This window comes from Paenibacillus sp. IHB B 3415 (assembly GCF_000802655.2).
Taxonomy (GTDB): Bacteria; Bacillota; Bacilli; order Paenibacillales; family Paenibacillaceae; genus Paenibacillus_AQ; species Paenibacillus_AQ phytohabitans.
Map to the genome: position 1 here is coordinate 17,265 of NZ_JUEI01000035.1, position 22,571 is coordinate 39,835.

The following is a 22,571-nucleotide window of genomic DNA, read 5'->3' on the forward strand; positions in this document are numbered from 1 at the left end:
CTAAACGTTGTACAATATAACGTGGTATTTTCGAGGTTTAATCATGTGAGTGAAGCGGCGGCCGGGACCTGATTTGGCGGGAACGCCGCCGCTTTTACGCTGAATAACGGACAGGATGATGATAAAAGATGCAGCGTTATTTCGTAACACCGGCGCAGTTCGGCCAAGACAAGGTAAGCATTGACGGCGAAGATGCCCGGCATATTGCCAAGGTGATGCGCGGCAAGGCAGGGGATAAGCTGATCGTCAGCGACGGCGTTTCCCACGAGGCATTGGCTGAGATCGCTGAAATAGAGATTGGCCTCGTAACCGTGAGCATACTGGAGAATCTGGCCATGACCCACGAGCCGCGGATTAAGATTACTGTAGCCCAGAGCCTGCCGAAGGGGGACAAGCTGGAGACGGTGATCCAGAAATGTACCGAGATCGGTGCGGTTGCCTTCACCCCGTTCCTCTCCGAGCGGACGATTGTGCAGTATGATGAGCGCAAGGAGAGCAAGCGGGTAGAGCGCTGGCGTAAGATCTGCAAGGAAGCTGCTGAACAGGCCCACCGGAATATCGTTCCGGAAGTACATTCGCCGCTGAGCTGGAAGCTGCTGCTGAAGAGCTTCAGTGAGTATGACGCGGTCTATTTCTGTTATGAAAAAGAAGAAGGGCTGCAGCTCCGCAGCGCAGCCGCGCCTTGGCTGTCCTCGCAGCCGCAGGATTCTACTGCGAAGGTAATGATTGTTGTCGGACCGGAAGGCGGCTTCAGTCCGGAGGAATGCCGAGCGGCCGAAGAGGCCGGTGCGGTTTCCGTAGGTCTGGGAGCGCGCATTCTGCGCTGTGAAACCGCAGGTATGGTCGCCGCCGCCTGCATTCTATATGAATCCGGAGAAATGGGGGGAGCTTAAACAATGCCATCCGTAGCATTTTATACATTAGGCTGTAAAGTCAATTTCTACGATACTGAAGCCATCTGGCAGCTGTTCAAAAATGAAGGGTACGAGCAGGTGGATTTCGAAGGTTCCGCCGATGTCTACCTGATCAACACCTGTACGGTGACCAATACGGGCGACAAAAAAAGCCGGCAGATGATCCGCCGCGCGGTGCGCCGCAATCCTGAAGCTATCGTCGCTGTAACCGGCTGCTACGCGCAGACCTCGCCCGGAGAGATTCTCGACATCCCCGGCGTCGATCTGGTCATCGGCAACCAGGACCGCGAGCATATCATGACCCATGTGAAGAATATTCAGGAATCGCGCCAGCCCGTGAATGCGGTCCGCAACATTATGAAGACCCGGGAGTTCGAGGAGCTGGATGTTCCCGGATTCGCTGACCGGACGCGTGCATTCATGAAGATTCAGGACGGCTGCAACAACTTCTGCACCTTCTGCATCATTCCCTGGTCGCGCGGGCTGTCGCGCAGCCGTGATCCGAAATCGATTGTCGCCCAGGCGCATCAGCTTGTGGAAGCGGGATATAAGGAGTTTGTCCTGACCGGGATTCATACCGGTGGCTACGGCGATGATCTGGAGAATTACCGTCTGGCCGATCTCTTGTGGGAGCTGGATCAGGTGGATGGCCTGGAGCGGGTCCGCATCAGCTCGATTGAAGCCAGCCAGATTGATGACAAGCTGCTTGAGGTGCTGAACCGCAGCTCCAAGATGTGCCGCCATCTGCATATTCCGCTGCAGGCCGGACATAACGACGTGCTGAAGGCGATGCGCCGTAAATATACGACTGAAGAGTATTATGCCAAAATGCAGCTGATCCGCCAGGCAATGCCGGATGTAGGCATTACAACCGACGTTATTGTGGGCTTCCCGGGCGAGACCGAGGAGATGTTCCGCGCCGGTTATGACTTCATGAAGGCGGTCAACTATTCCGAGATGCATGTGTTCCCGTATTCCAAGCGGACCGGTACGCCTGCTGCACGGATGCTGAACCAAGTGGATGAAGAGATCAAGAATGCGCGTGTCCAGCAGCTGATCGACCTCTCTGAGGAGATGCAGCTGGCTTATGCCCAGAAATTCGTCGGCAGAACACTGTCCGTCATTCCTGAGCGTGCAGCCAAGGGATCACCGGGACGCAGCATTCAGCACGGCTTCAGCGACAACTATCTGCAGATTCTGTTCAGCGGTGATGATTCGCTGCAGGGCGAGCTCTGCGAGGTGAAGGTGACAGAAGCTGGCGTGAATGAATGCCGCGGTGAGCTTGTCAGTGTGAGCAGAGCTGCAGCAGAACCGCGCCGCGCGTAAACGTACGCAAGGACAGCTATACGCAAGTATAAACACACCAAGGGGATGCCTCCAGGAGCCGGTAACGGCTCTGGGGTATCCCCTTTTTGGCTTCCTGATCTATAGCGGATAAGTCTACAGGCTTACCGCCCGCCGGGGGGAAGGGATCAAATCAGCTGCGTCACAGCCTCAGCTGCGCTGAAGTAAGTGCCAGGATGATGAAGAACGCCACGGCTAGAGTAATTCCATAGTCATCGATAACACGGTTGAACGGCAGATGGATTTTGTCGGAGAGGAAACGGGAGTATGCATAGAGCAGGATGGCTGCGGCCAATAATGACCACTTTTGCAGCTTTCCGGCACGCAGGCAGAGGCTCATCAGTTCAGTTCTGTGCTAGCCAGTAAGGCGCCGAGGATGAAGAACTAAATGTATAGATATAGAGCGCGATTTTTATAGTTATAAAGACCTGAATTCGGCCGAAACTGAAAATTAACTGAAAATGGGGTAAAGACTTGGGCTCTATTTGTCGATATAGTGGAAGAGTGTGGTAAAAGGCCACCGATAATAAGACCGTCTAAGGAGAGAACAGATGACCGTGTACAGGAAAATGACAAAAACGCTCCTCATTATGATATTGCTCGTTGCTGCAGCTTTTCCGGTAAACGTCTTTGCCGCTGCTGGAGACATCAACTCTATTGAAATCGACAGCTCTGACAAAATAGAGCTAACCGTTGGCCAGACACCGAAGCAGCTTAAGGTATATGCCAATGTAGAAGGCTCTTCCTCCAAGAGGGATGTGACGGCATCCGCCACATGGACCTCCTCCAAGAATGAAGTTGTCAGCGTAATTAACGGTCAGATAAAACCGCTTGCTTACGGGACAGCAATGATTACAGCTACTTACAGTAATAATGCGGTAGATACTGTTGAGGTATCTGTTACGTATCCGTATAAAGATCTGAAACTGAAACGCAGTACGGAGGGTAGCTACAAACTAGGAGACAAAGAAGCCTCACTCCTAGTTACCGCAACGGCCAAGGGCGGCGAATCAGCCACTGAAGAGAAAGATGTGACGAAGGACGCCGACTGGAGCAGCTCGAATTCAGGCGTACTGACAATTGCAGCAGGTAAGATTACGCTGGTTGGCGAAGGAACGGCAACAGTTACTGCCAAGTACAAGGGATTAACCGAGACTTTTAAAGCGGTTGTGGAGCTTCCTTATTCGGCAATTGAACTGAAAGACAAAAACGGGACGGTTGTCAAAGAGCTGGAAATGCTGGTCGGAGACGATCCGGTACAACTGACCGCCAAGACGAAAGCGACTGCGGAGAGTATGGAATCCACCATTGCCAATGCTGATGTGGACTGGAGCAGTTCGGCTGAAAGTGTTGCTACAGTAGAGGCTGGTAAGATTACTATACTTGGAGTCGGCAAAGCGGTAATCACCGCCAGTTACCTCGGAGTTACCCAGTCGGTTGACGTCTATGTGCGGGCGCCTTATGAAGCGCTCCTGCTGACACCATCCGGCGACCAGTCCATTTTCCTGGGAGAAAGTCTAAATGTAACGGCAAAGATGCGTAATGCGGTCAATTCGACCACGAACGAAACGGCGTCCGCTACCTGGACCTCGGACAACCTGATGGCAGCTACGGTAGTTGCCAATGTTACCGATGCCAGCAATGCCTTTGCTACAGTGACAGGCAAAGCGGTAGGAACTTCTGTCATCAAAGCAGATCACCTCGGAATCAGCAAAACCTTCAAGGTAACGGTCTATCCAACCCTGACTGAGCTGACCCTCGAGAAGACAGAACAGGAAATATACACAGCAGACTCCGCCGGCTTGCCGAAGGTAAGCGGAACGAAATATGACGGAACCAAGCTGGATATCAGCGATGAAATCGAGTGGACCTCGGCGAATGAAGAGATTGTCTCGATTAAGGACGGGAAGCTTACCGGCGGCAAGGCAGGCACAGCTACCCTGACGGGCAAGATCAAGGCAGGTGCAGTAACTGCAGGTTCTGCGACTGCGATCCGCTCCAAGACCGTTGAATACAAAGTAACCGTTCAGAATAAAGTGCTTGTCCTGATTGGACCGGAGGATGCGCTGGGTCTGGTCATCGGTGAAGAAACGCCGCTCCCTGCGGTTCAGGCCGTACTGGAGAACGGTGATGAGCTCGATGTGACAGGCACCATTGTCTGGGAACTGGGCGGAAGCAACGCGGTTCTCAAGCAATCGGCAGCTGCCAAGACCATTAAAGGTCTGGTCAAAGGCTCGGCAACACTCAAAGGTACGTATTCCAATAAGACGATCAGTGTTCCGGTAACGATTGAGCAGAAGGTTGTGAAGCTTGTCGTAGAACCGGCTGTGCTTGAGATGAATATCAAAGGCTCCAAGACGATTAAGGTCACCGGATATTTCTCAAACGGCAAAACTGCGAACTTCTCGGGCGGAATGAACTGGGTATCGTCAAATCCGGATGTTGCTTCTGTGAAGGGAACGTCGGTTAAAGCGATCGCTGAAGGTACAGCAACCTTGAACGGTTCCTACCAGGGAATTCCTGCCACTGTCAAAATTTCAGTGGTGCCGAAGCTAATGAAGATTACGGTCAGTGAGAATAAGCTGATTCTTGCACCGGGTGCAGGCAAAAGCGTAGTTGTAACCGCACTGTATGATACAGGCAAGAGCGCTGTTGTCACAGGAAGCGTAGTCTGGACCAGTTCCAAATCTTCTGTGGCTAAAGTGAATTCCTCCGGGCAGATTACAGCGGTAAGCAAAGGAACCACTTCGGTTAAAGGCAAGCTGGGCACCAAGACAGTGACGGTATCTGTTTCAGTGAAATAGTACTGTACTGGCTGCTGCTATAAGTAAGATCATTAGACCTGGACATTGCCTCTGCGGCTGTGTTCAGGTTTTTTATGTATAACCGGTGCGGATATTAATTTGCTCTCCCCTATAGTAATCCCGAGTAAACCGATGTATAATTCGGAAAAAGCGTACTATAAAGTCCATTAAGGGAGATGAAGCAGGTGGCTAAGCACAAGGCATTATCCATTCAAACGATTGTGGCAATCGGCATCGGTTCGCCGTTGTTCGTAATACTGGGGAGGTTCGGTTCCATTCCTTCGGGTATTCCGAATACCAACATTGAGACTACATACGCACTTCTGGCGCTGTTTGCGCTTCTATACGGACCGGTTGCGGGGCTCTTCATCGGACTGATCGGGCACACACTGAAGGATGCGATCTTCTATGGCTCACCTTGGTTCAGCTGGGTCATCTCCTCGGGACTGGTCGGGCTGGTTATCGGGCTGCTGGCAGCCAGAATAGCGATCAGGGACGGTGAGTTCGGCCTGAAAGAGATGATTGCCTTCAATCTCGCGCAGATTGTTGCCAACGCCATTGCCTGGTTCCTGGTAGCGCCGGTGCTGGACATTCTCATCTACGCGGAACCGGCTAACAAGGTCTTCACCCAGGGGCTGATCGCCGGAGCGTCCAACATCGTAACGGTGGCGGTCATCGGAACACTGCTCGCTGTAGCCTACTCCAAGACGAGAACGAAACAGGGTAGCCTGAAAAGACTGCAATAATATATAATTCAAACAGAAAGGCCGGTGCCCGTCACCGGCCTTTCTGTTTGAGCGGGTCAGTTATGATACGTAAATCAGCATATGAGGAAGGTTACCCATGAGCAAAACGGTTATAGAATTCACCGACTTCACCTTTAAATACCGGGCCCAGCAGGAACCTACACTGCATAAGATTAACCTGAAGATACATGAAGGCGAGAAGATTCTGATTGTCGGGCCCTCCGGCTCCGGAAAAAGCACCTTGGCCCATTGTATCAATGGCCTGATTCCTTTTGCGTATCCCGGCGAAATAAGCGGTACCCTGACCGTTAAAGGGACAGACACGAAGGATCTGGGGATTGCCGGCCTGTCGGAGGTGGTGGGGACTGTGCTGCAGGACCCGGACGGGCAGTTTGTCGGCCTGACCGTAGGCGAAGATATTGCCTTCAGTCTGGAGAATGCAGCGGTTCCGGTGCGGGAGATGCATGAGCGGGTAGCAGCTGCGGCAAGAGCGGTCGATATTCAGGAGCTGCTGACAGCTTCTCCGCAGGAGCTCTCCGGCGGACAGAAGCAGAAGACCATGCTGGCCGGCGTGCTGGTCAGCAATGTGGATGTCCTGCTGTTCGATGAGCCGCTGGCCAGCCTGGACCCCTATACGGGAACCGGGGCGATTGAGCTGATCGACCGGGTGCAGCGTGAGACCGGCAATACGGTCATTATTATCGAGCACCGGCTGGAGGAAGTGCTGCACCGGCCGGTGGACCGGATCATTGTCATGAATGAAGGAGTGATTGCGGCGGACCTGCCGGCTGCGCAGCTGCTGAGTTCACCGCTGCTTGCAGAGTCAGGCCTCCGTGAGCCGCTCTATCTTACCGCGCTCAAATATGCCGGCTGCAGAATTACGCCGGAGATGAACCCGCAGCATCTGGACGGGATTAAGCTGGAGACCGGAGCCGCCAAGCTTCGCGCCTGGTATGAGGCCGGCGGGGTGCCCCAGGAGGTGGAACCGGCACCTGTACTGCTTGAGCTGCGGGATCTTTCCTTTGGCTATGACAAGCAGGCTCCGGTGCTGCAGGGACTGTCCTTCAGCGTCCGCCGCGGCGAGATGCTCTGCATTGCCGGGAGGAACGGAGCGGGCAAATCAACGGTGTCGAAGCTGATTTGCGGGTTCTACCGGCCGTCAGCGGGAAGTATTCTGCTGAACGGGCGGGATATGGCAGCGGATACGATTAAGGAGCGGGCAGAGCATATCGGCTTCGTGATGCAGAATCCGAATCATATGATCTCCATGACGCTGCTCTATGACGAGGTTGCCCTCGGACTTAAGCTGCGGGGCTTCGCGGAAGAAGAGATCCGCGAGCGGGTTCATAAGGTGCTCCAAGTTTGCGGACTGTATGAGTTCCGCGAATGGCCGGTTTCAGCGCTCAGCTACGGGCAGAAGAAACGGGTGACCATTGCCTCCATCCTGGTGCTGGAGCCGGAGGTGCTCCTTCTGGATGAACCGACCGCCGGGCAGGATTACCGGCACTATAACGAGATTATGGAGTTTCTGCGCGGACTCTGCAGCTCCGGGATTACGGTGATTATGATTACCCATGATATGCACCTGATGCTGGAGTACGCGGAGCGGACGATTGTGCTGGCGGAGGGCAGGAAGCTGGCGGATGCCCGGCCGGAGGTGATTCTGACGGACAGGGATATTGTGGGCAGCGCCAACCTGAAGGAGACATCACTGTTTGCTCTGGCAGTGAAGGCGGGACTTAACCGGCCGGTGGAATTTGTCCGGCGGTTTATCGAATATGACAGGGGGAACCGGCGCGGATGAAAGCTAAGATGCTAACCTATACCAGGCAGGATTCACCCGTGCACCGGCTGACGGGGGCAACGAAGCTGATTATTTTTGCCGTATGGTCGGTCTCTGCCATGATTACCTACGATACCCGCTGCCTGCTGCTGATGCTGCTCTTCAGCCTGGCCGTATTCCGCATTTCACGGGTCCGGTTTCAGGACTATGCCTTTGTGCTCTACTTCATTCTGCTCTTCTTCCTGCTGAATCACATCGCGATCTTTGCCTTCTCACCGCTGGAAGGTACACGCATCTACGGCACCCGGCATGATCTGCTGCATCTCGCCGGACGTTATACGCTGACGGCGGAGCAGCTTTTCTACCAATTCAATATCGCTCTGAAGTATGCAGTGGTCATTCCGATGGCCCTGCTGTTCCTGCTGACGACAGATCCGAGTGAATTCGCCGCCTCGCTGAACCGGGTCGGGGTCAATTACAAGATCGCTTATTCTGTTTCGCTGGCCTTGCGCTATATCCCCGACATCCAGCAGGATTATGAGAACATTTCATTTTCGGCACAGGCGCGGGGCATTGATATTTCCCGCAAGGAGAAGCTGCCTAAGCGGCTGAAGAACATCGTATCCATTCTGCTGCCGCTGATTCTGACCAGTATCGAGCGGATCGAGAAGATCAGCACCGCGATGGAGCTGCGCGGCTTCGGAACAGGCCGCAGCCGGACCTGGTACCGGGCCCGGCCGTTTACCCGCAGCGACTATGCTGCGCTGTGTCTGATGGTGGGGATAGCCGCAGCCGCGACGATTATTACTTTTTATGACGGCTCGCGGTTTTATAGTATTTTTTGAGGGGGATGCTGGAAGTGGAGCTTCCGTAGAACTGCGGGGCGGATTGAAGTATAATAAGACCGTTGTAATCCTGGCCGGACGGTGTGGATTAGCGCTGAAGCCGCTGCTCCAGCCTGGTCCATACGGGCAGGTAGCACAGCGGCAGTACCCCGAGCGAGCACACGACATTGAAGATGGTCTGGGCATGGGCGAGCTGTGCGGCAGGTCCGCCGCCAATCCAGGCAGAGAGTGACTGCAGCGGTCCGATGAAGGGCAGGAAGAGCAGGGCGCCGCCGACATTGAGCGCCACATGCGACCAGGCAACGAATACGCCGGACGGCGTGCTGCCGATGGCGGCGATTACGGCCGTGACGCAGGTACCTATATTCGCGCCCAGCACGATGGCGATCCCCAGCTCCGGCGGCATGACGCCGCTGGTCGCGAGGCCCATCGCCATGCCGATCACCGCCGCGCTGCTGTGCACCATCGCGGTCAGCACGGCACCTGCTGCCAGTCCCCACAGTGCGCTTGTGGCGGCATGCCCGAGGAACCAGCGGAACAATTCGCTGCCTTCAAGGGCGGGGCCGACCGACTGCATGACCGCGATGCCCCACAGGACCAGGGCGAAGCCGGCCACCGCGAGGCAGATGAATTGCAGCGGCCCCGAGATCCGGCGGCAGGCTTCAACCAGCCGCCATGCATGCGGGGATAGCTCGCCGGCCATCACTGCGGCCGCCCAGAGGCATAGCGCTGCTGCCAGCAGCGGCGCTGCCAGTGTGCTGATCTGCAGGCTGATCAGCTCTGTAGTCAGGCAGGTGCCGATGTTGCTGCCGAGGATAATGCCCAGCGTCCGGGCATACGTCAGCAGCCCGGCATTGACCATGCCGATGGTCAGCACGGTTACGGCCGTGCTGCTCTGCAGCAGTGCGGACAGCAGGCTGCTGGCAATCAGGCCTTTTGCCGGTGTAGAGGTTGCCTTATGCAGACTCCGGATTAGCAGCGGGCCGGCGAGCCTCGACAATGAGGCTTCCATCACCTTCATGCCGGCGAGAAATATGACAAGGCCATAAATGACAGGGAACAGCAGGTCACGGATCATAAGGACAGGCTCCTTTTTGGACGGGGGTTGTACACCAATATATGAAGGCATTGCATGGGACATGTATACAAATCCAGCAACAAGAACAGGGAGTTGAAGTCATTGGCATCGGTAATTCTGGAACGAAACCGTAAGAAAAGACTGGAGCAGGGACATCCGTGGGTCTACGCCAGCGAAGTGGCCTCGGTAGACGGAGAGCCGCAGGCAGGAGGACTTGTGGATGTGCTGAATCACCAGGGACGTTATCTGGCCACGGGTTATTACAATCCGGCCTCGCAGATCCGGGTAAGAATTCTGTCGCAGAGTAAGCTTGCGGCGATGGATACGGCATTTTTTGCCGGCCGGTTCGCAAGCGCTCTGCAGCACAGGGAGCGTTTCCTGCCGGGTGCGGATGCTTACCGCCTGGTGTATGGGGAAGCGGATTTCCTGCCGGGGCTGATCATTGACCGCTTCGGGGAGGTTCTTGTCGTGCAGCTGCTGACACTGGCGATGGATCAGCACCGCTCCGAGATTGTGGAGGCGCTGGTGCAGGTCATGGCGCCGCGCGGCATTTATGAGCGCAGTGATGTCGGCGTCCGCGAGCTGGAAGGCCTTGAGCAGACCACAGGCGTACTCTACGGGGAATGCCCGCGCCACATCACGGTAAGCGAGAATGGACTGAAGGTCATCGTCGATATTGAAGAAGGCCAGAAGACAGGCTACTTCTTCGATCAGCGCGAGAACAGAGCCTCCATCGCTCCGCTCATGAAAGGCTGGGGCGGGCGCAGCGGAATCACGCTGCAAGAGGTAGCGGCAGAGGATGGATCGCTCCAGATGCTGCCGGTCAATAAAAGCGGCAAGCCGGTCACCTTCCCCTTCTGGGACGGCGCAACCGTGCTGGAATGCTTCGCGCACACCGGCAGCTTCACCCTGCATGCCTGCAAATACGGCGCCAAGAAGGTAACCTGCCTCGATGTGTCCGCGCATGCGATTGAGAGTGCGAAAGCCAATGTGGAGATCAACGGATTCACCGACCGGGTGGAATTTGTGGTGGATGATGCGTTTGCCTTCCTGCGCAATCAGGTCAAGGGGCTGGAAGAACGCTCCGAGCGGGCGACAGGTCCGGCGGCAGAGGTCAAACTCGGAGCTAAGCCGGCTGCCAAGGCGGATACCGCGAAGCCGATGACAGCGGGCGGCGGACGTACCTGGGATGTCGTCATACTTGATCCGCCCGCTTTTGCCAAGACCAAAAGTGCTGTAGCAGGCGCCGTCCGCGGATACAAGGACATTAATCTGCACGGGATGAAGCTGGTTAACGAAGGAGGATATCTGGTCACGGCCAGCTGCTCGTACCATATGCAGCCGCAGCTGTTCCTGGAGACCATTCAGGAAGCGGCCAAGGATGCTGGCAAAGTGCTCCGGCTGATCGAGTGGCGGGCCGCAGGCAAGGATCACCCGCAGATCCTCGGCGTGGACGAAGGGCATTACTTGAAGTTTGCCATCTTTGAAGTGCGCAGCAAATAAAGGTGTTAGTTCAAGCCGGAGGGCTTGTTCGGGAGAGTCTCAGCTACTGAGGCTCTCTTTTTTCTTACAGGGAAGTTGCTGGTACTGTAGCTGGAAACCGTCAGCAGCGCGAAGCGGACTGAGAAGCTCCTATTTCTCCAAAATACCTCAGAATGGGGCCTAAGCGGACTGAGATTCCGTTATGTTGCTGGCTGGATTCCATTATGAGCTCTGACTGGTCACTTAGCGGAACTGAGTCCGTTTGCCCGGTGAATCCGCCTGATCTGCTCATATAACGGAATTTCAGTCCGCATCCCGGGCCGGGGGATCGTGAACTAAGCAGAGGAATCGCGATGAGTGCTGCCCTGCACTTCAGCCGGAATCAGCGGAGGAGTGACTCTGCTGATTTAATTGGATTTTCTCCATTTAATAATCCGGTTTCTCCTTCCGGATTGATGCTAGATGGATTTATGACACTTAATTCTGCGGCTATCCCGGTTATATATCCGATCCGGCTAAATTAATTGTGGTTATTCCAACTATGTCCCTTATATTGGAGGACTACCCGTTATTAGATGCCATTTTTCCACTTGTAATAATACACTCCATCCAGGCTTTCCCGACCAGCTGATCCATGGCTCCGGGAGAGTCTTCTTTGCTGTTGTCCTTGGTTGCCATGGCCTGAAAAAAAGCGGCAGGCATTTGCAAACGTACGTTCTGGAGCGCACGGTGGAGGTATGCTATACTATTGGGACGAGATTATTCATAGATTCTGATATTCATCAGGCAATCCGCTTCTGTGTGTGCAGCAGCAGGGCGGCCTGCATTCTAATTCTCCGCCACGGAAGGAGTCTGCTGATATGACGGTTAACTTTTTGATCGGACGCTCGGGCAGCGGCAAGACAACTACAATATGGGAGACGGTATCCTCACGGCTGAAGACAGAGCCGCTTGGAGCGCCGATAATTATACTTGTCCCTGAACAGGGATCATTCGGTGCGGAGCGCGGGCTGTTGGCTGCGGGCAACGTGAAGGGCAGCATCCGCGCCCAGACACTCAGCTTCTCGCGGCTGGCCTACCGGGTGAAGCAGGAGACCGGCGGCAGCGCGAGTCTGCCAATCAGCGAGGAAGGCAAGAAGATGCTGATCTATAAGATCGTCAACCGGCGCAAGGAGGAACTGAAGCTGTTCGGCGCCTCCTCGGACCGGCCAGGATTCGTGGAACGGCTCAGCGACCTGCACACGGAGCTCAAGCGCTGCTGCCTTGGAGCGGGTGACCTTGAAGAACAGCTCGGCAGAATGCGGGATGCCCTGGGAGGAAGTCCGATTCTGGCCGGCAAGCTGGAAGATCTGCACCTGGTCTTCAGTGAGCTGGAGCAGGAAATGTCACAGCTCTACATGGATCAGGAGGACAGGCTGGCTGAGCTGGCTGAGCATATTCAGGATTCCGGCTATATCCGGGGAGCCGAGATTTGGGTAGACGGGTTCCATGGGTTTACCAATCAGGAATTCATCGTACTGCGTGAGCTTATGCAATATGCTTCGGGGGTGACCATTGCCCTGACGCTGGACCGGATCTATCCCGCAGGCCAGGCGCCGCATGAGCTGGAGCTGTTTCACCCGGCTGCGGTTACATATATCAAGCTGCGGGGTATGGCCGAGGAGATGGGCCTTACAGTCTGGGACCAGCTTCTGGCCCCGCCTGTACTTCCAAGGTTCAAGGAGAGTCCGGCTCTAGCCCATCTGGAGCGCGGATTCCAGCGACGGCTGCGCTGGAACGGAGCGGCCGGGCAAGTGGAGGAGGCAGTCAGTATCCGGGCTGCGGCCTCCCGCCGGACCGAGGTTGAAGGCGTGCTGCGCGAGATGCTGAGCCTGGCCAGAGATTCAGGGGCCAAGTATGGTGAGATGGCTGTATTCATGCGGAATATGAGTGATTATGAGCCGCTGATTGCTCCGCTATTCCAGGACTTCGGCGTTCCGTTCTTCCTGGACCAGAAGCTGAATGAGCTGCATCATCCGCTGGTGGAATTCATCCGTTCGGCTCTGGATGTAGTCCGCCGCCGCTGGCGATATGAGGATGTGTTCCGCTGCGTGAAGACCGAACTGCTGCTTCCGCTGGACGGAAGCATTACGCGCGCCAATATGGATGAACTGGAGAATTACGTGCTGGCCTGCGGTATTCACGGGTACCGGTGGACTGACGGCCGTTCCTGGAAAGGCATTCCCCGCCTCTCACTGGAGGGGAGTGAGGCCGTAGATGAAGCTATGCTGGCCAGAATGGAAGCCTGCCGTAGCGCGATCACAGGACCGCTGCAGGCTTTTGAGCAGAGAGTCAAAGCCAGCCGCAGCGGCCTGGAGCTGTGCAGAGCCGTATATCTGCTGCTTGAGGACACAGAGGCGGCGCGCAAGCTGGAACGGATGGGGGCGGAGTCTCTGGAGCAGGGACGCCCGGAAGCTACCCGTGAGCATAACCAGCTGTGGGGTGCTGTGCTGGATCTGCTCGATCAGATTGCCGAGATGATGGGCAAGGAAAGAATGGAATTTGAGCTGTTCGCCGGCGTGCTGGAAACAGGGCTGGCTGAGCTCAAGATGGGGCTTGTCCCGCCTGCCCTTGATCAGGTGCTGGTCGGAACGATGGACCGTACGCGGGTGTCGGGCGTGAAGTATGCCTTCCTGCTGGGCTTCAATGAAGGTGTGGTTCCGGCGCAGTTCAAGGAAGACGGGATCTTGTCCGAGGGAGAGCGTCTGCTGCTGGAGAATGCCGGTATGGAGCTCGCCCCCGGTTCATCCCGCAAGCTGCTGGATGAGCGCTTCCTGATCTACAATGCGCTTACAACTGCCAGCAGGAAGCTGTGGATTAGTTACGCAACGGCTGATGATGAAGGCAAAGCGCTGCTGCCCTCGGAGATTATCCGCCAGCTGCAGGGCATGTTCCCTGAAGGGCTGGATGAGAAGTATCTGTCAGGATTCCCCCAGGGAGGGGAAGCAGCTGAAGACAGCATGTCTGCACAAACGGAAGCGGTCCACATGAATTTTATCGGCCATCCTGAGCAAACCCTCCGCATGCTGATGCTTCAGCTCCGGCAGTGGCGCCAGGGGGTAGAGATTCCCCGCTTGTGGTGGGATGTCTATAACTGGTTTGCGGCCGATGGACATGCGGACAAACCGGTGAACACACAGGCAGCGGCAGATGGGCAGGCGGAAGTCTCAATGAAGCTGCAGCTTGAACGGCTGCTGGGCTCGCTGTTCTACCGCAACGAAGGGATCAGGCTGAAGCGGGAGACCAGCCTGCGGCTGTACGGCGGCTCCACACTGCGCGGCAGCGTGTCGCGCATGGAGAAATTTGTCGCCTGCTCCTTCTCTCATTTCGCTTCTTACGGGCTAAGGCTGAAGGAGCGCCAGCTCTATAAGCTCCAGGCCCCGGATATCGGGCAGTTGTTCCATGCGGCTCTAAGCCAAATGGCGCAGCGGCTGCAGAAGGAGGGCCGCAGCTGGGGCAGTATGACGGCCGAAGAATGCCGCCGTGAGGCGGGTGAGACGGTAGACCGTCTGTCCCCGCTGCTGCAGGGCGAAATTCTGATGAGCAGCAAACGTTACAGCTATATCTCACGCAAGCTGAAGAATATTGTCGGCCGCGCTTCAGTGATCCTCGGCGAGCATTCGCGCAGGGGGAGCTTCGAGCCGGTCGGGCTGGAGCTGGATTTCGGTCCCGGGAAGGATCTGCCTCCGCTGAGAATTACACTGCCGAACGGCTGCGTAATGGAGGTGGTCGGCCGGATTGACCGTGTGGATATGGCTGAAGGCGAGCAGGGTATTCTGCTGCGGGTCATTGACTACAAATCAAGCCAGAAGGATCTCAAGCTGCACGAGGTCTACTATGGATTGTCGCTGCAAATGCTGACCTATCTTGATGTGCTGCTCACCTATTCCGAGCAATGGCTTGGCCAGGCTGCACTCCCGGCAGGCGCGCTCTATTTCCATGTTCATGATCCGCTGCTGACCTCAGCCAACGGAATGAACCGGGAGCAGGCGGAGCAGGAGCTGATGAAGCGCTTCAAGATGAAGGGTCTGCTGACTGCTGACCGTGAAGTGGTCTCACTGATGGATACCACGCTCGACAAAGGCTATTCCTCTATTGTTCCGGTAGCGCTGAAGAGCGACGGCAGCTTCTACAGCAGCGCGTCTGTAGCTACCCCGGAGCAATGGGGTCAGCTGCTGTCTTCAGTGCGGAGCACGATTTCGGATATCGGTACGCGTATTACGGAAGGCGATGTGGCTATTCAGCCTTACCGCATCCAGCAGGAGACTGCCTGTACCTTCTGCTCCTTCCGCCCGGTCTGCCAGTTCGACGAGGCTGTGGAGGGCAATGGCTACAATAATCTGAGTAAGGCTAGCAAAGACGTAATCTGGGATCTGCTGTCCCGCAAAGGAGGAGAAAAATTGTGAGCATACATCCTGTAACGGAAGCGAAGCCGGAAGGGAGTCTGTGGAGTGACGACCAGTGGCGCGCCATTACCGAGAGCGGCAGCGATATTCTCGTCGCGGCAGCAGCGGGTTCCGGTAAAACTGCGGTACTCGTAGAGCGCATTATCCGCAAAATCAGCAATGAGGAAGCAGGCTTCAGCGTGGACCGGCTGCTGGTAGCGACATTCACCAAGGCTGCAGCCTCCGAGATGCGGCAGCGGATCCGGGAGGCGCTGGAGCGCAAGCTGGAAGAGGACACAAGCGGCGAGAACGAATATCTGCGCCGCCAGCTTGCTCTGCTGGGCAGAGCCTCTATTACTACGCTGCATTCCTTCTGTCTTGAAGTGATCCGCCGGTATTATCAGCTGATTCCGATTGATCCGGGCTTCCGTATACTCAATGAGCATGAAGCGGAAATGATGCGCCAGGAGCTGCTGGAAGAGCTGATGGAGGAGAAATACGGTGAGGTCACTGAAGACGGGGAAGATAGCGTATTTGTCCGGCTTGTGGACTGGTTCAGTGGGGAGCGCAGTGATGACGCCGTGCATTCGCTGATTCAGCGGCTGCATGATTTCGCGCGCAGTCATCCCTGGCCGGCACAGTGGCTGCGGGATACGGCTGCTGATTTCTCACTGCCGGATGCAGAGTCCTTGAGCCATACCCCTTGGGTACAGAGCATTCTCGCTGAAGCCAGGCTGACGCTGGATGGTTCCATCAGCCAGCTGCTGCAGGCCCGCGAGATCGCGCTTCAACCCGGCGGACCTGCTCCTTATGCGGATAACCTGACGGCCGATCTGGATATGGCGCAGGGATTACGGGATGCGGTAGAATCGCAGCCATGGGCTGAACTCTATGATATTTTCATGGAAATCTCTTTCGGCAAGCTGAAGCCCTGCAAGAAGGATGCAACCGATCCCGGCCTGCAGGAGAGTGTTAAGGCAATTCGGGATCAAGTGAAGAAGAGCTTGCTGGAGCTGCAGAAATCCTTGTTCGGGCGTCCGGCGGAGTCTTTCCTGGGTGAACTTCATGAAGCGGCACCGCTGATGCGCGAGCTGGCGGAGACGGTGATCGGATTCGGTGAACGTTACCGGCTGGAGAAGGCGGGCCGGGGGATGGTGGATTTCAGTGATCTGGAGCATTACTGCCTGCAGATCCTGAGGCATCCGGACTCGCTTCCGGGGCATTCCCTGCCTTCGGATGCGGCGATGGAATACCGCAGCCAGTTCGATGAGGTGCTGCTGGATGAATATCAGGATACCAACAGCGTACAGGAGGAGATCGTCCGGCTGATCTCCCGTGAGTTCCCCGGCAACCGCTTTATGGTCGGGGATATGAAGCAGAGTATCTACCGCTTCCGCCTGGCTGAGCCGGGGTTGTTCCTGGACAAATACCGCAGGTTCAGCACTGAGCCGTCTGCTGGCGGTAACGGCAGCGGCCTGTTTGCAGGTGAAGCGGATCCCCGGACTGAAGCCATTCCCGGGCAGAACGATAATAGCGGCGGGTCGGTCATCGATCTGGCCCGCAATTTCCGCAGCCGGCTGGAGGTTGTGAATGCCGTAAATATGGTTTTCCGGCAGATCATGGACAGCAATGTCGCGGAGATAAGCTATGACGAGCGCGCAGAGCTGGTCTATGGAGCCAACTTCCCGGGAGCGGCGGAGAAAGGGCCGGATACTTATTTTGCGCCGGAGCTGCTGCTGATTGATAAGGGGACTTCTGCATCCGGTCAGCCGGAGGAACCTGGGGAGGACGATGAGCTGCCCCAGCAGGAGAATGAGGCAGTAGAGAGTGAGACTGCACAGCTGGAAGCACGGGCCATTGCCCGGCGCATCTCGCAGATGACAGGAATGACCGGCGGGGAACCGCTGCTGATCTATGATAAGGCGCTGCGGATCATGCGCCCGGTAGTATACGGTGATATCGTCATCCTGCTGCGTTCCGCCCGTGTGTGGACGCCGCTGATGATTGAAGAGCTGCGGAATGAAGGCATTCCGGCATACGGCGACCAGAACAAAGGCTACTTCCAGGCTACCGAGGTGGAATTCGCTCTTTCGCTGCTGCAGATTGTCGATAATCCCCGCCAGGATATTCCGCTGGCCGGTGTACTGCGCTCGCCGGTGGTGAATCTGCGCGAGGAGGAACTGGCCAAGGTGCGCCTATGCAGCACCGGAACGTTCTATGACGCGCTGGTTGCGGCATCCGAAGCTGGGAATATCCCGGGGGACAATCCTCCGGCGATGGGTTCAGCGGGTGCTGCCCTGCGGGTGGAGCAAGGCGGCTATGCAGGCGGTGATTTAACGGCAGAGACTGCTGCCGCGTATGATCTTTTTACAACATCAGAGCAAGAGACTCTGCTTGAAGACAAGGCTGCCGAGACAGAAGCCTCTGCGGCGCTGACGGCTATTCATCCGCAGCTGCGGATGAAGCTGAAGACGTTCCGGGATATGCTGGAGGACTGGAGAAACGCCGCCCGGCAGGGAAGCTTAAGCGAACTAATCTGGCGTATTTACCGGGAAAGCGGATATCTGGAATGGGTTGGCGGACTTCCCGGCGGATTTCAGCGCCAGAACAATTTGAAGGCATTGTATGACCGGGCTGTTCAGTTCGAGAATGAGACCTCGGCCAGAGGCTTGTTCCGCTTCCTCGTGTTTATCTCACGGCTGAGAGAGAACGGCGGGGATCTGGGGGTGGCCGGAGGCAGCAGCGAGGAGGCTGGCGGCGTCCGGATTATGACGATCCACAAGTCCAAGGGTCTGGAGTTCCCGGTTGTATTCCTGGCCGGCATGGCCAAAATGTTCAACCGCCAGGATCTGCATTCCCCGTTCCTGATGCATAAGGAACTCGGCTTCGGTCCCCGCTTCGTGGAGAGGGAGACACGGGTCAGTTACCCGACGCTGCCTTACCTGGCCATCAACCGCCGTTCACGGCTGGAGCTGCTGGCTGAGGAGATGCGCGTGCTCTATGTCGGACTGACCCGCCCGCGCGACAAAATGATCCTGGTAGGCACGGTCCGCGATTTGCCGCGCACAGTATCCGGCTGGACTGCTATGCAGGGCCGGGAAGAGCTGCTCCTGGCAGACCATCTGCTGGCCCGGGGCCGCAGCTATCTGGATTGGGTGGGACCGGCGCTGATCCGCCATCCCGCAGCCGCTATTCTCCGCAAGCTTGCGGGTAGTGAAGGCACGGTATCCACAGTGCTTCACGGCGATGAGTCCAACTGGAGCATATCGGTGCTCGGCGCTGCGGAGCTTGGCTCCGGATCTTTTCTGGCAGCAGACGGTGACAGTGACAAGAATGAAGAACGCCGTATAGCGCTTGAGGCGCTCCGCCAGGGCAGGACTGTACCTTCGCTGGGAACTGCCTCAGCAGGGCAGATTGCGGACAGGCTGCAGTGGACCTATCCGTATGCGGCTGCTTCCGGCATTCCCGCCAAAACATCGGTGACCGAGCTGAAGGCACTGCTGTCCATGCAGGACCAGCCCTCCCTTGATTTGCTGGAGGAAACCTATATTCCCGGGGAGCAGAACACAAGAAGCGGCGGTACCGGATATGGGGACAGCCTGCATCTGCAGCGCCCGAAATTTATGGAAAAGCGGGGACTTACCCCTGCTGAGCGCGGAACCGCGTATCATACAGTTATGCAGCATATTCCGCTGGATGAGCCGGTGGACCGGTCTGTTCTCGAGGCTACACTTGCACGACTTGAACGGCTAGCCATACTCAGCAAGGAGCAGGCAGACGCGGTTGAACTGGGCGAAGTAGAGGATTTCTGTACTAGTGAACTGGGCCGCAGACTCTTTAAGTCTTCCTGGAAGACCAGAGAGCAGCCTTTCAGCTATAGCGTTCCTGCAGACGAGGCTTACCAGGGGCTGGCATACCTGGACGAAGCGGCGGCGGGACTCCCGGCTGACGGCGCCAGCGGAGCTTTTAATGAGACCGTTCTGATTCAAGGGGTAATCGACTGTCTGTTCCGGGAAGATGGGCGCCTGATTCTGCTCGATTACAAAACGGATTTCGTCCCGGTGCAAGAGGGCGGGCTCGAATCGCTGACTGAGAAATACCGCTTCCAGTTGGAGCTGTACAGCAAGGCGCTGCTTGATATTCTGGGCGAGCCGGTCAGCGAGGTCTGGCTGTACTTTTTCGATGGCGGACATGCTGTGAGGCTGTGAGAATAGGGATTAAGAGGCTGAGATTGCTAAGAGGTTGAGAGGCTAAGAACGCTAAGAGGCTGAGAGTGCTAAGAGTGCTAAGAGTGCTAAGAGTGCTAAGAGGCTAAGAGTGCTAAGAGTGCTAAGAGGCTAAGGATTCTCATAGACTTAGAGATTAAGAGAATGAGAGATGTAACATATATAGGTTGAACATGAAAGTATATAGACAGGGGAACGTGGCGGGGAACCATTTTGGAATATAGGAGCGTCAGCGTCTGCCGTTGTCTGCGGATTTCCACCGTGAACAGCGGAATATTTCAAGAAATCTGCAGACGGGCAACGGCCGGAGGGCGAAGTGTTCTCTGGAGTCACGATATAGTTTGAGCGGATAGACTGACGAAGAGTTGCTATATAGACAGCGCTTAGACTGTAAACAAACAAGTAACCGGCCACCGCTATTCTGTCACTCGGAATCTTTTGATTTTTATACCTGATTTGTTAGTGGCAGAAAAGAAATAAAAGCCTTACGTTTACGCTGCACAGGCGCAAATGTTGTACGTTATACAACTTGAATTCTTATATCCATAGCTATTCGAAAGATTGTTGTACGAAATACAAGAATTCTCCTTCTAATCCGCTTGGAGAAGCAGAAATGCTGCCTTTTATACAACAATTCTGGTTTAGGATCGATATTATGAGGAAAATGTTGTATTTCGTGCAGGATTTCAACAAAATACGCGGATGGTCAACACATATGGAAGATTATACAAACTTTTGCTCTGGCTACAGCAGCAGGAAATCCAAAGATCTATATATAAATCTATGATTGCCGCATACAGGCGGGGAAAAGAGGGCGGAAATGCGCATATTGCACACGGGAGACTGGCATCTGGGGCGGACGCTGGAGGGCAGAAGCCGGCAGAAGGAGCAGGAGCAGTTCGTGGATGAGCTAGTGGGGATTGCAGATTCCTCCGGAGCGGATCTGATTCTGATGGCGGGAGATGTCTACGATTCGGTCAATCCTCCGGCTGCGGCGGAGCAGCTGTTCTACGAGGCTGCGGCCAGACTGACGGCAGGCGGCAGGCCGCTGGTTGTCATTTCGGGCAATCATGATCAGCCGGAGCGTGTAGCTTCCGTGTCTCCGCTTGTCCGCAGACAGGGGATTACACTGGTAGGGATGCCGACCTCAGAGCCGGTGACGGTGCATGCTGCAAGAACCGGTGAGATTGCCAAAATCGCTGCGCTCCCTTACCCCTCTGAAGCCCGGCTTGGCGAGCTGCTCGCCGGTGACGGCGGAGAGGCGGAGCTGCGGCTGGCTTACAGCGCACGTGTCGGCAGGCTGATGAATCTGCTCGGCCGGGAGTTCTCACCGCAGACTGTCAATTTGGCGATGAGCCATATTTATGTACTGGGCGGGGTGGAGAGCGACTCCGAACGCCCGATCCAGGTAGGCGGTGCCTATACCGTAGATCCTTCGGCACTCTCCTGCGGTGCACAGTATACGGCACTCGGGCATCTTCACCGGGCCCAGCGGGTCAAGGGCGACGGCATGATCCGCTACAGCGGATCGCCGCTCGCCTACAGCTTCTCAGAGGCAGGGCAGGCAAAATCTGTAGCCCTGATAGATGTTGCGCCCGGCGGGGAGCCGGTCTTCGAAGAAATCTATCTGAGCTGCGGCCGTCCGCTGGTTAATTGGAAGTCAGCCGGCGGATTGCAGGAGGTCTACAGCTGGCTGGATGAAGGCAGGGATGCGGGGGCCTTCATCGATCTGGAGCTACGTCTGACGGAAGCGATGTCGATGAACGATATCCAGCGGCTGCGCAAATCACGGGAAGGCATCGTACATATCCGTCCGGTTTATCCGCAGATGGAGCAGGAGCTGGAAGAAATGGCACGTTCACGCATGCCTGTGCATGAATTGTTCCGCAAGTTCTACCAGCGCCAGACGGGCGGTGCGGAACCGGATGACAGCCTGATTGAGCTGTTCCTGGAGCTGGCTGAAGAAGAACGGCAGGATTCTGCGGATGGGGAGGAGATGCTTAAGTGAAGCCGATACTACTGAAACTATCCGGACTGCAAAGCTATAGAGAGCAGCAGGAAATAGATTTTACCAGTCTTACCGAGACCGGGCTGTTCGGGATCTTTGGTCCGACGGGCAGCGGCAAATCCAGTCTGCTGGATGCGATCACGCTGGCAATGTACGGGAAAGTGGAGCGCGCAGTGAACGGGACTCAAGGCATTATGAACCATTCAGAGGACCAGCTCAGTGTAGCCTTCACCTTCGAGCTGACCTCTTCTTCCGGAGCGCGCCGTTACCGGGTGGAACGCAAATTTAAGCGGACCGGTGAGCAATCGGTCAGTAATACGATCAGCCGGTTCATCGAGGTCAAGGATGACGGCGATGTTGTGATGGCTGATAAGCTTGCGGATGTTACCCGCTGTGTGGAAGAGCATATCGGGCTGAAGATGGATGACTTCACCCGGGCGGTGGTGCTGCCGCAGGGCAAATTCGCCGAGTTCCTGTCCCTGCGCGGTGTAGACCGCAGGCAGATGCTTCAGCGGCTGTTCCATCTGGAGCAATACGGGGACGGGCTGGCCCTTAAGCTTAGCCGCCGCGTCAAAGAGAACGAGGCGGCACTGCGCGCGCTGGAGGCCGAGCAGCAGGGGTTGGGCAGCGCGGGCAAGGCGGACGTGGAAGCGGCAGCTGTCCGGGTGCAGGAGGCAGTCCGGCATGCGGAGGAATGCCGCAAGCGGCTCACGGAAGCGGCGGCGCGCGCAGAGCGCTTCGCCCGCATCCGCGAGCTGCAGGAGGAGAAAGTCCGCCGGGGGCAGCAGCGGCAGGCTCTACAAGCCCAGGAGGAGCAGATTCTCCTCCTGGAGCAGAAGCTCGGCAAGGCTGACGATGCCGAGAAAAGGCTGCCCGCGCTGAAGGCCTGGCGCAGCGCGGAAGAGGCCTGGAAGAGC

The 22,571-nt window shown here is 56.3% G+C and carries 13 protein-coding genes; 11 read left to right on the top strand and 2 right to left on the bottom strand.

Features of this window, described 5'->3' with window-relative positions; genetic code table 11:
• Nucleotides 1-128 precede the first annotated feature (128 nt).
• Nucleotides 129-893: a 16S rRNA (uracil(1498)-N(3))-methyltransferase gene (locus tag QW71_RS16935; RefSeq protein WP_039300812.1), complete on the top strand. Its 765-nt coding sequence runs from the start codon at nucleotides 129-131 to the stop codon at nucleotides 891-893.
• Between the two features lie 3 nt (nucleotides 894-896).
• Complete coding sequence (gene mtaB, locus QW71_RS16940) at nucleotides 897-2,240, top strand: tRNA (N(6)-L-threonylcarbamoyladenosine(37)-C(2))-methylthiotransferase MtaB (protein WP_039300815.1); 1,344 nt, start codon at nucleotides 897-899, stop codon at nucleotides 2,238-2,240.
• A gap of 160 nt (nucleotides 2,241-2,400) precedes the next feature.
• On the opposite strand, the gene QW71_RS40510 is transcribed toward mtaB, so the two are convergent.
• Nucleotides 2,401-2,553, bottom strand: coding sequence for a hypothetical protein (locus tag QW71_RS40510; protein WP_160311816.1), 153 nt, complete (start codon nucleotides 2,551-2,553; stop codon nucleotides 2,401-2,403).
• A gap of 256 nt (nucleotides 2,554-2,809) precedes the next feature.
• On the opposite strand from QW71_RS40510, the gene QW71_RS16945 reads away from it, so the two are divergent.
• The 4 genes from QW71_RS16945 (at nucleotide 2,810) to QW71_RS16960 (ending at nucleotide 8,436) form a co-directional block, all read left to right on the top strand.
• Nucleotides 2,810-5,062, top strand: coding sequence for an Ig-like domain-containing protein (locus QW71_RS16945; protein ID WP_039300818.1), 2,253 nt, complete (start codon nucleotides 2,810-2,812; stop codon nucleotides 5,060-5,062).
• Nucleotides 5,063-5,238: 176 nt separating this feature from the next.
• Complete coding sequence (locus tag QW71_RS16950) at nucleotides 5,239-5,808, top strand: ECF-type riboflavin transporter substrate-binding protein (protein WP_039300822.1); 570 nt, start codon at nucleotides 5,239-5,241, stop codon at nucleotides 5,806-5,808.
• A 97-nt stretch (nucleotides 5,809-5,905) separates the two neighbouring features.
• Nucleotides 5,906-7,612, top strand: coding sequence for an ABC transporter ATP-binding protein (locus tag QW71_RS16955; protein ID WP_039300825.1), 1,707 nt, complete (start codon nucleotides 5,906-5,908; stop codon nucleotides 7,610-7,612).
• On the top strand, nucleotides 7,609-8,436 hold the full coding sequence (locus QW71_RS16960; RefSeq protein WP_039300828.1) for an energy-coupling factor transporter transmembrane protein EcfT: 828 nt from the start codon (nucleotides 7,609-7,611) through the stop codon (nucleotides 8,434-8,436). Before QW71_RS16955 ends, QW71_RS16960 begins: the two co-directional genes overlap by 4 nt.
• Before the next feature lie 88 nt (nucleotides 8,437-8,524).
• On the opposite strand, the gene QW71_RS16965 is transcribed toward QW71_RS16960, so the two are convergent.
• Nucleotides 8,525-9,514 carry a Na/Pi cotransporter family protein gene (locus tag QW71_RS16965; RefSeq protein WP_039300830.1) on the bottom strand — a complete coding sequence of 330 codons (990 nt, stop codon included), beginning with the start codon at nucleotides 9,512-9,514 and terminating at the stop codon, nucleotides 8,525-8,527.
• A 102-nt stretch (nucleotides 9,515-9,616) separates the two neighbouring features.
• Between QW71_RS16965 and QW71_RS16970 the strand changes: the two genes are divergently transcribed.
• From QW71_RS16970 to QW71_RS16990, 5 genes are all read left to right on the top strand, one after another.
• The gene (locus QW71_RS16970; protein ID WP_039300845.1) at nucleotides 9,617-11,017 is read left to right on the top strand and encodes a class I SAM-dependent rRNA methyltransferase; all 1,401 of its coding nucleotides are present in this window, start codon (nucleotides 9,617-9,619) and stop codon (nucleotides 11,015-11,017) included.
• Nucleotides 11,018-11,856: 839 nt separating this feature from the next.
• Nucleotides 11,857-15,441 carry a helicase-exonuclease AddAB subunit AddB gene (gene addB / locus QW71_RS16975; RefSeq protein ID WP_039300833.1) on the top strand — a complete coding sequence of 1,195 codons (3,585 nt, stop codon included), beginning with the start codon at nucleotides 11,857-11,859 and terminating at the stop codon, nucleotides 15,439-15,441.
• The gene (locus tag QW71_RS16980) at nucleotides 15,438-19,628 is read left to right on the top strand and encodes a UvrD-helicase domain-containing protein (RefSeq protein WP_039300836.1); all 4,191 of its coding nucleotides are present in this window, start codon (nucleotides 15,438-15,440) and stop codon (nucleotides 19,626-19,628) included. The genes addB and QW71_RS16980 overlap by 4 nt, the downstream gene beginning before the upstream one ends.
• Nucleotides 19,629-20,466: 838 nt before the next feature.
• Nucleotides 20,467-21,654, top strand: a complete 1,188-nt coding sequence (locus tag QW71_RS16985; protein WP_039300839.1) for an exonuclease SbcCD subunit D — start codon at nucleotides 20,467-20,469, stop codon at nucleotides 21,652-21,654.
• The coding region (locus tag QW71_RS16990; protein WP_039300842.1) for an AAA family ATPase at nucleotides 21,651-22,571 on the top strand (921 nt) is incomplete at its 3' end. The genes QW71_RS16985 and QW71_RS16990, both read left to right, overlap by 4 nt.

Bases quoted from the DNA above. Each gene is read 5' to 3' on its own strand.
- QW71_RS16965 (WP_039300830.1), bottom strand. From the start codon at position 9,514: ATGATCCGTGACCTGCTGTTCCCTGTCATTTATGGCCTTGTCATATTT.
- mtaB (WP_039300815.1), top strand. From the start codon at position 897: ATGCCATCCGTAGCATTTTATACATTAGGCTGTAAAGTCAATTTCTAC.
- QW71_RS16945 (WP_039300818.1), top strand. From the start codon at position 2,810: ATGACCGTGTACAGGAAAATGACAAAAACGCTCCTCATTATGATATTG.
- QW71_RS16950 (WP_039300822.1), top strand. From the start codon at position 5,239: ATGAAGCAGGTGGCTAAGCACAAGGCATTATCCATTCAAACGATTGTG.
- QW71_RS16935 (WP_039300812.1), top strand. From the start codon at position 129: ATGCAGCGTTATTTCGTAACACCGGCGCAGTTCGGCCAAGACAAGGTA.
- addB (WP_039300833.1), top strand. From the start codon at position 11,857: ATGACGGTTAACTTTTTGATCGGACGCTCGGGCAGCGGCAAGACAACT.
- QW71_RS16960 (WP_039300828.1), top strand. From the start codon at position 7,609: ATGAAAGCTAAGATGCTAACCTATACCAGGCAGGATTCACCCGTGCAC.
- QW71_RS16985 (WP_039300839.1), top strand. From the start codon at position 20,467: ATGCGCATATTGCACACGGGAGACTGGCATCTGGGGCGGACGCTGGAG.
- QW71_RS16955 (WP_039300825.1), top strand. From the start codon at position 5,906: ATGAGCAAAACGGTTATAGAATTCACCGACTTCACCTTTAAATACCGG.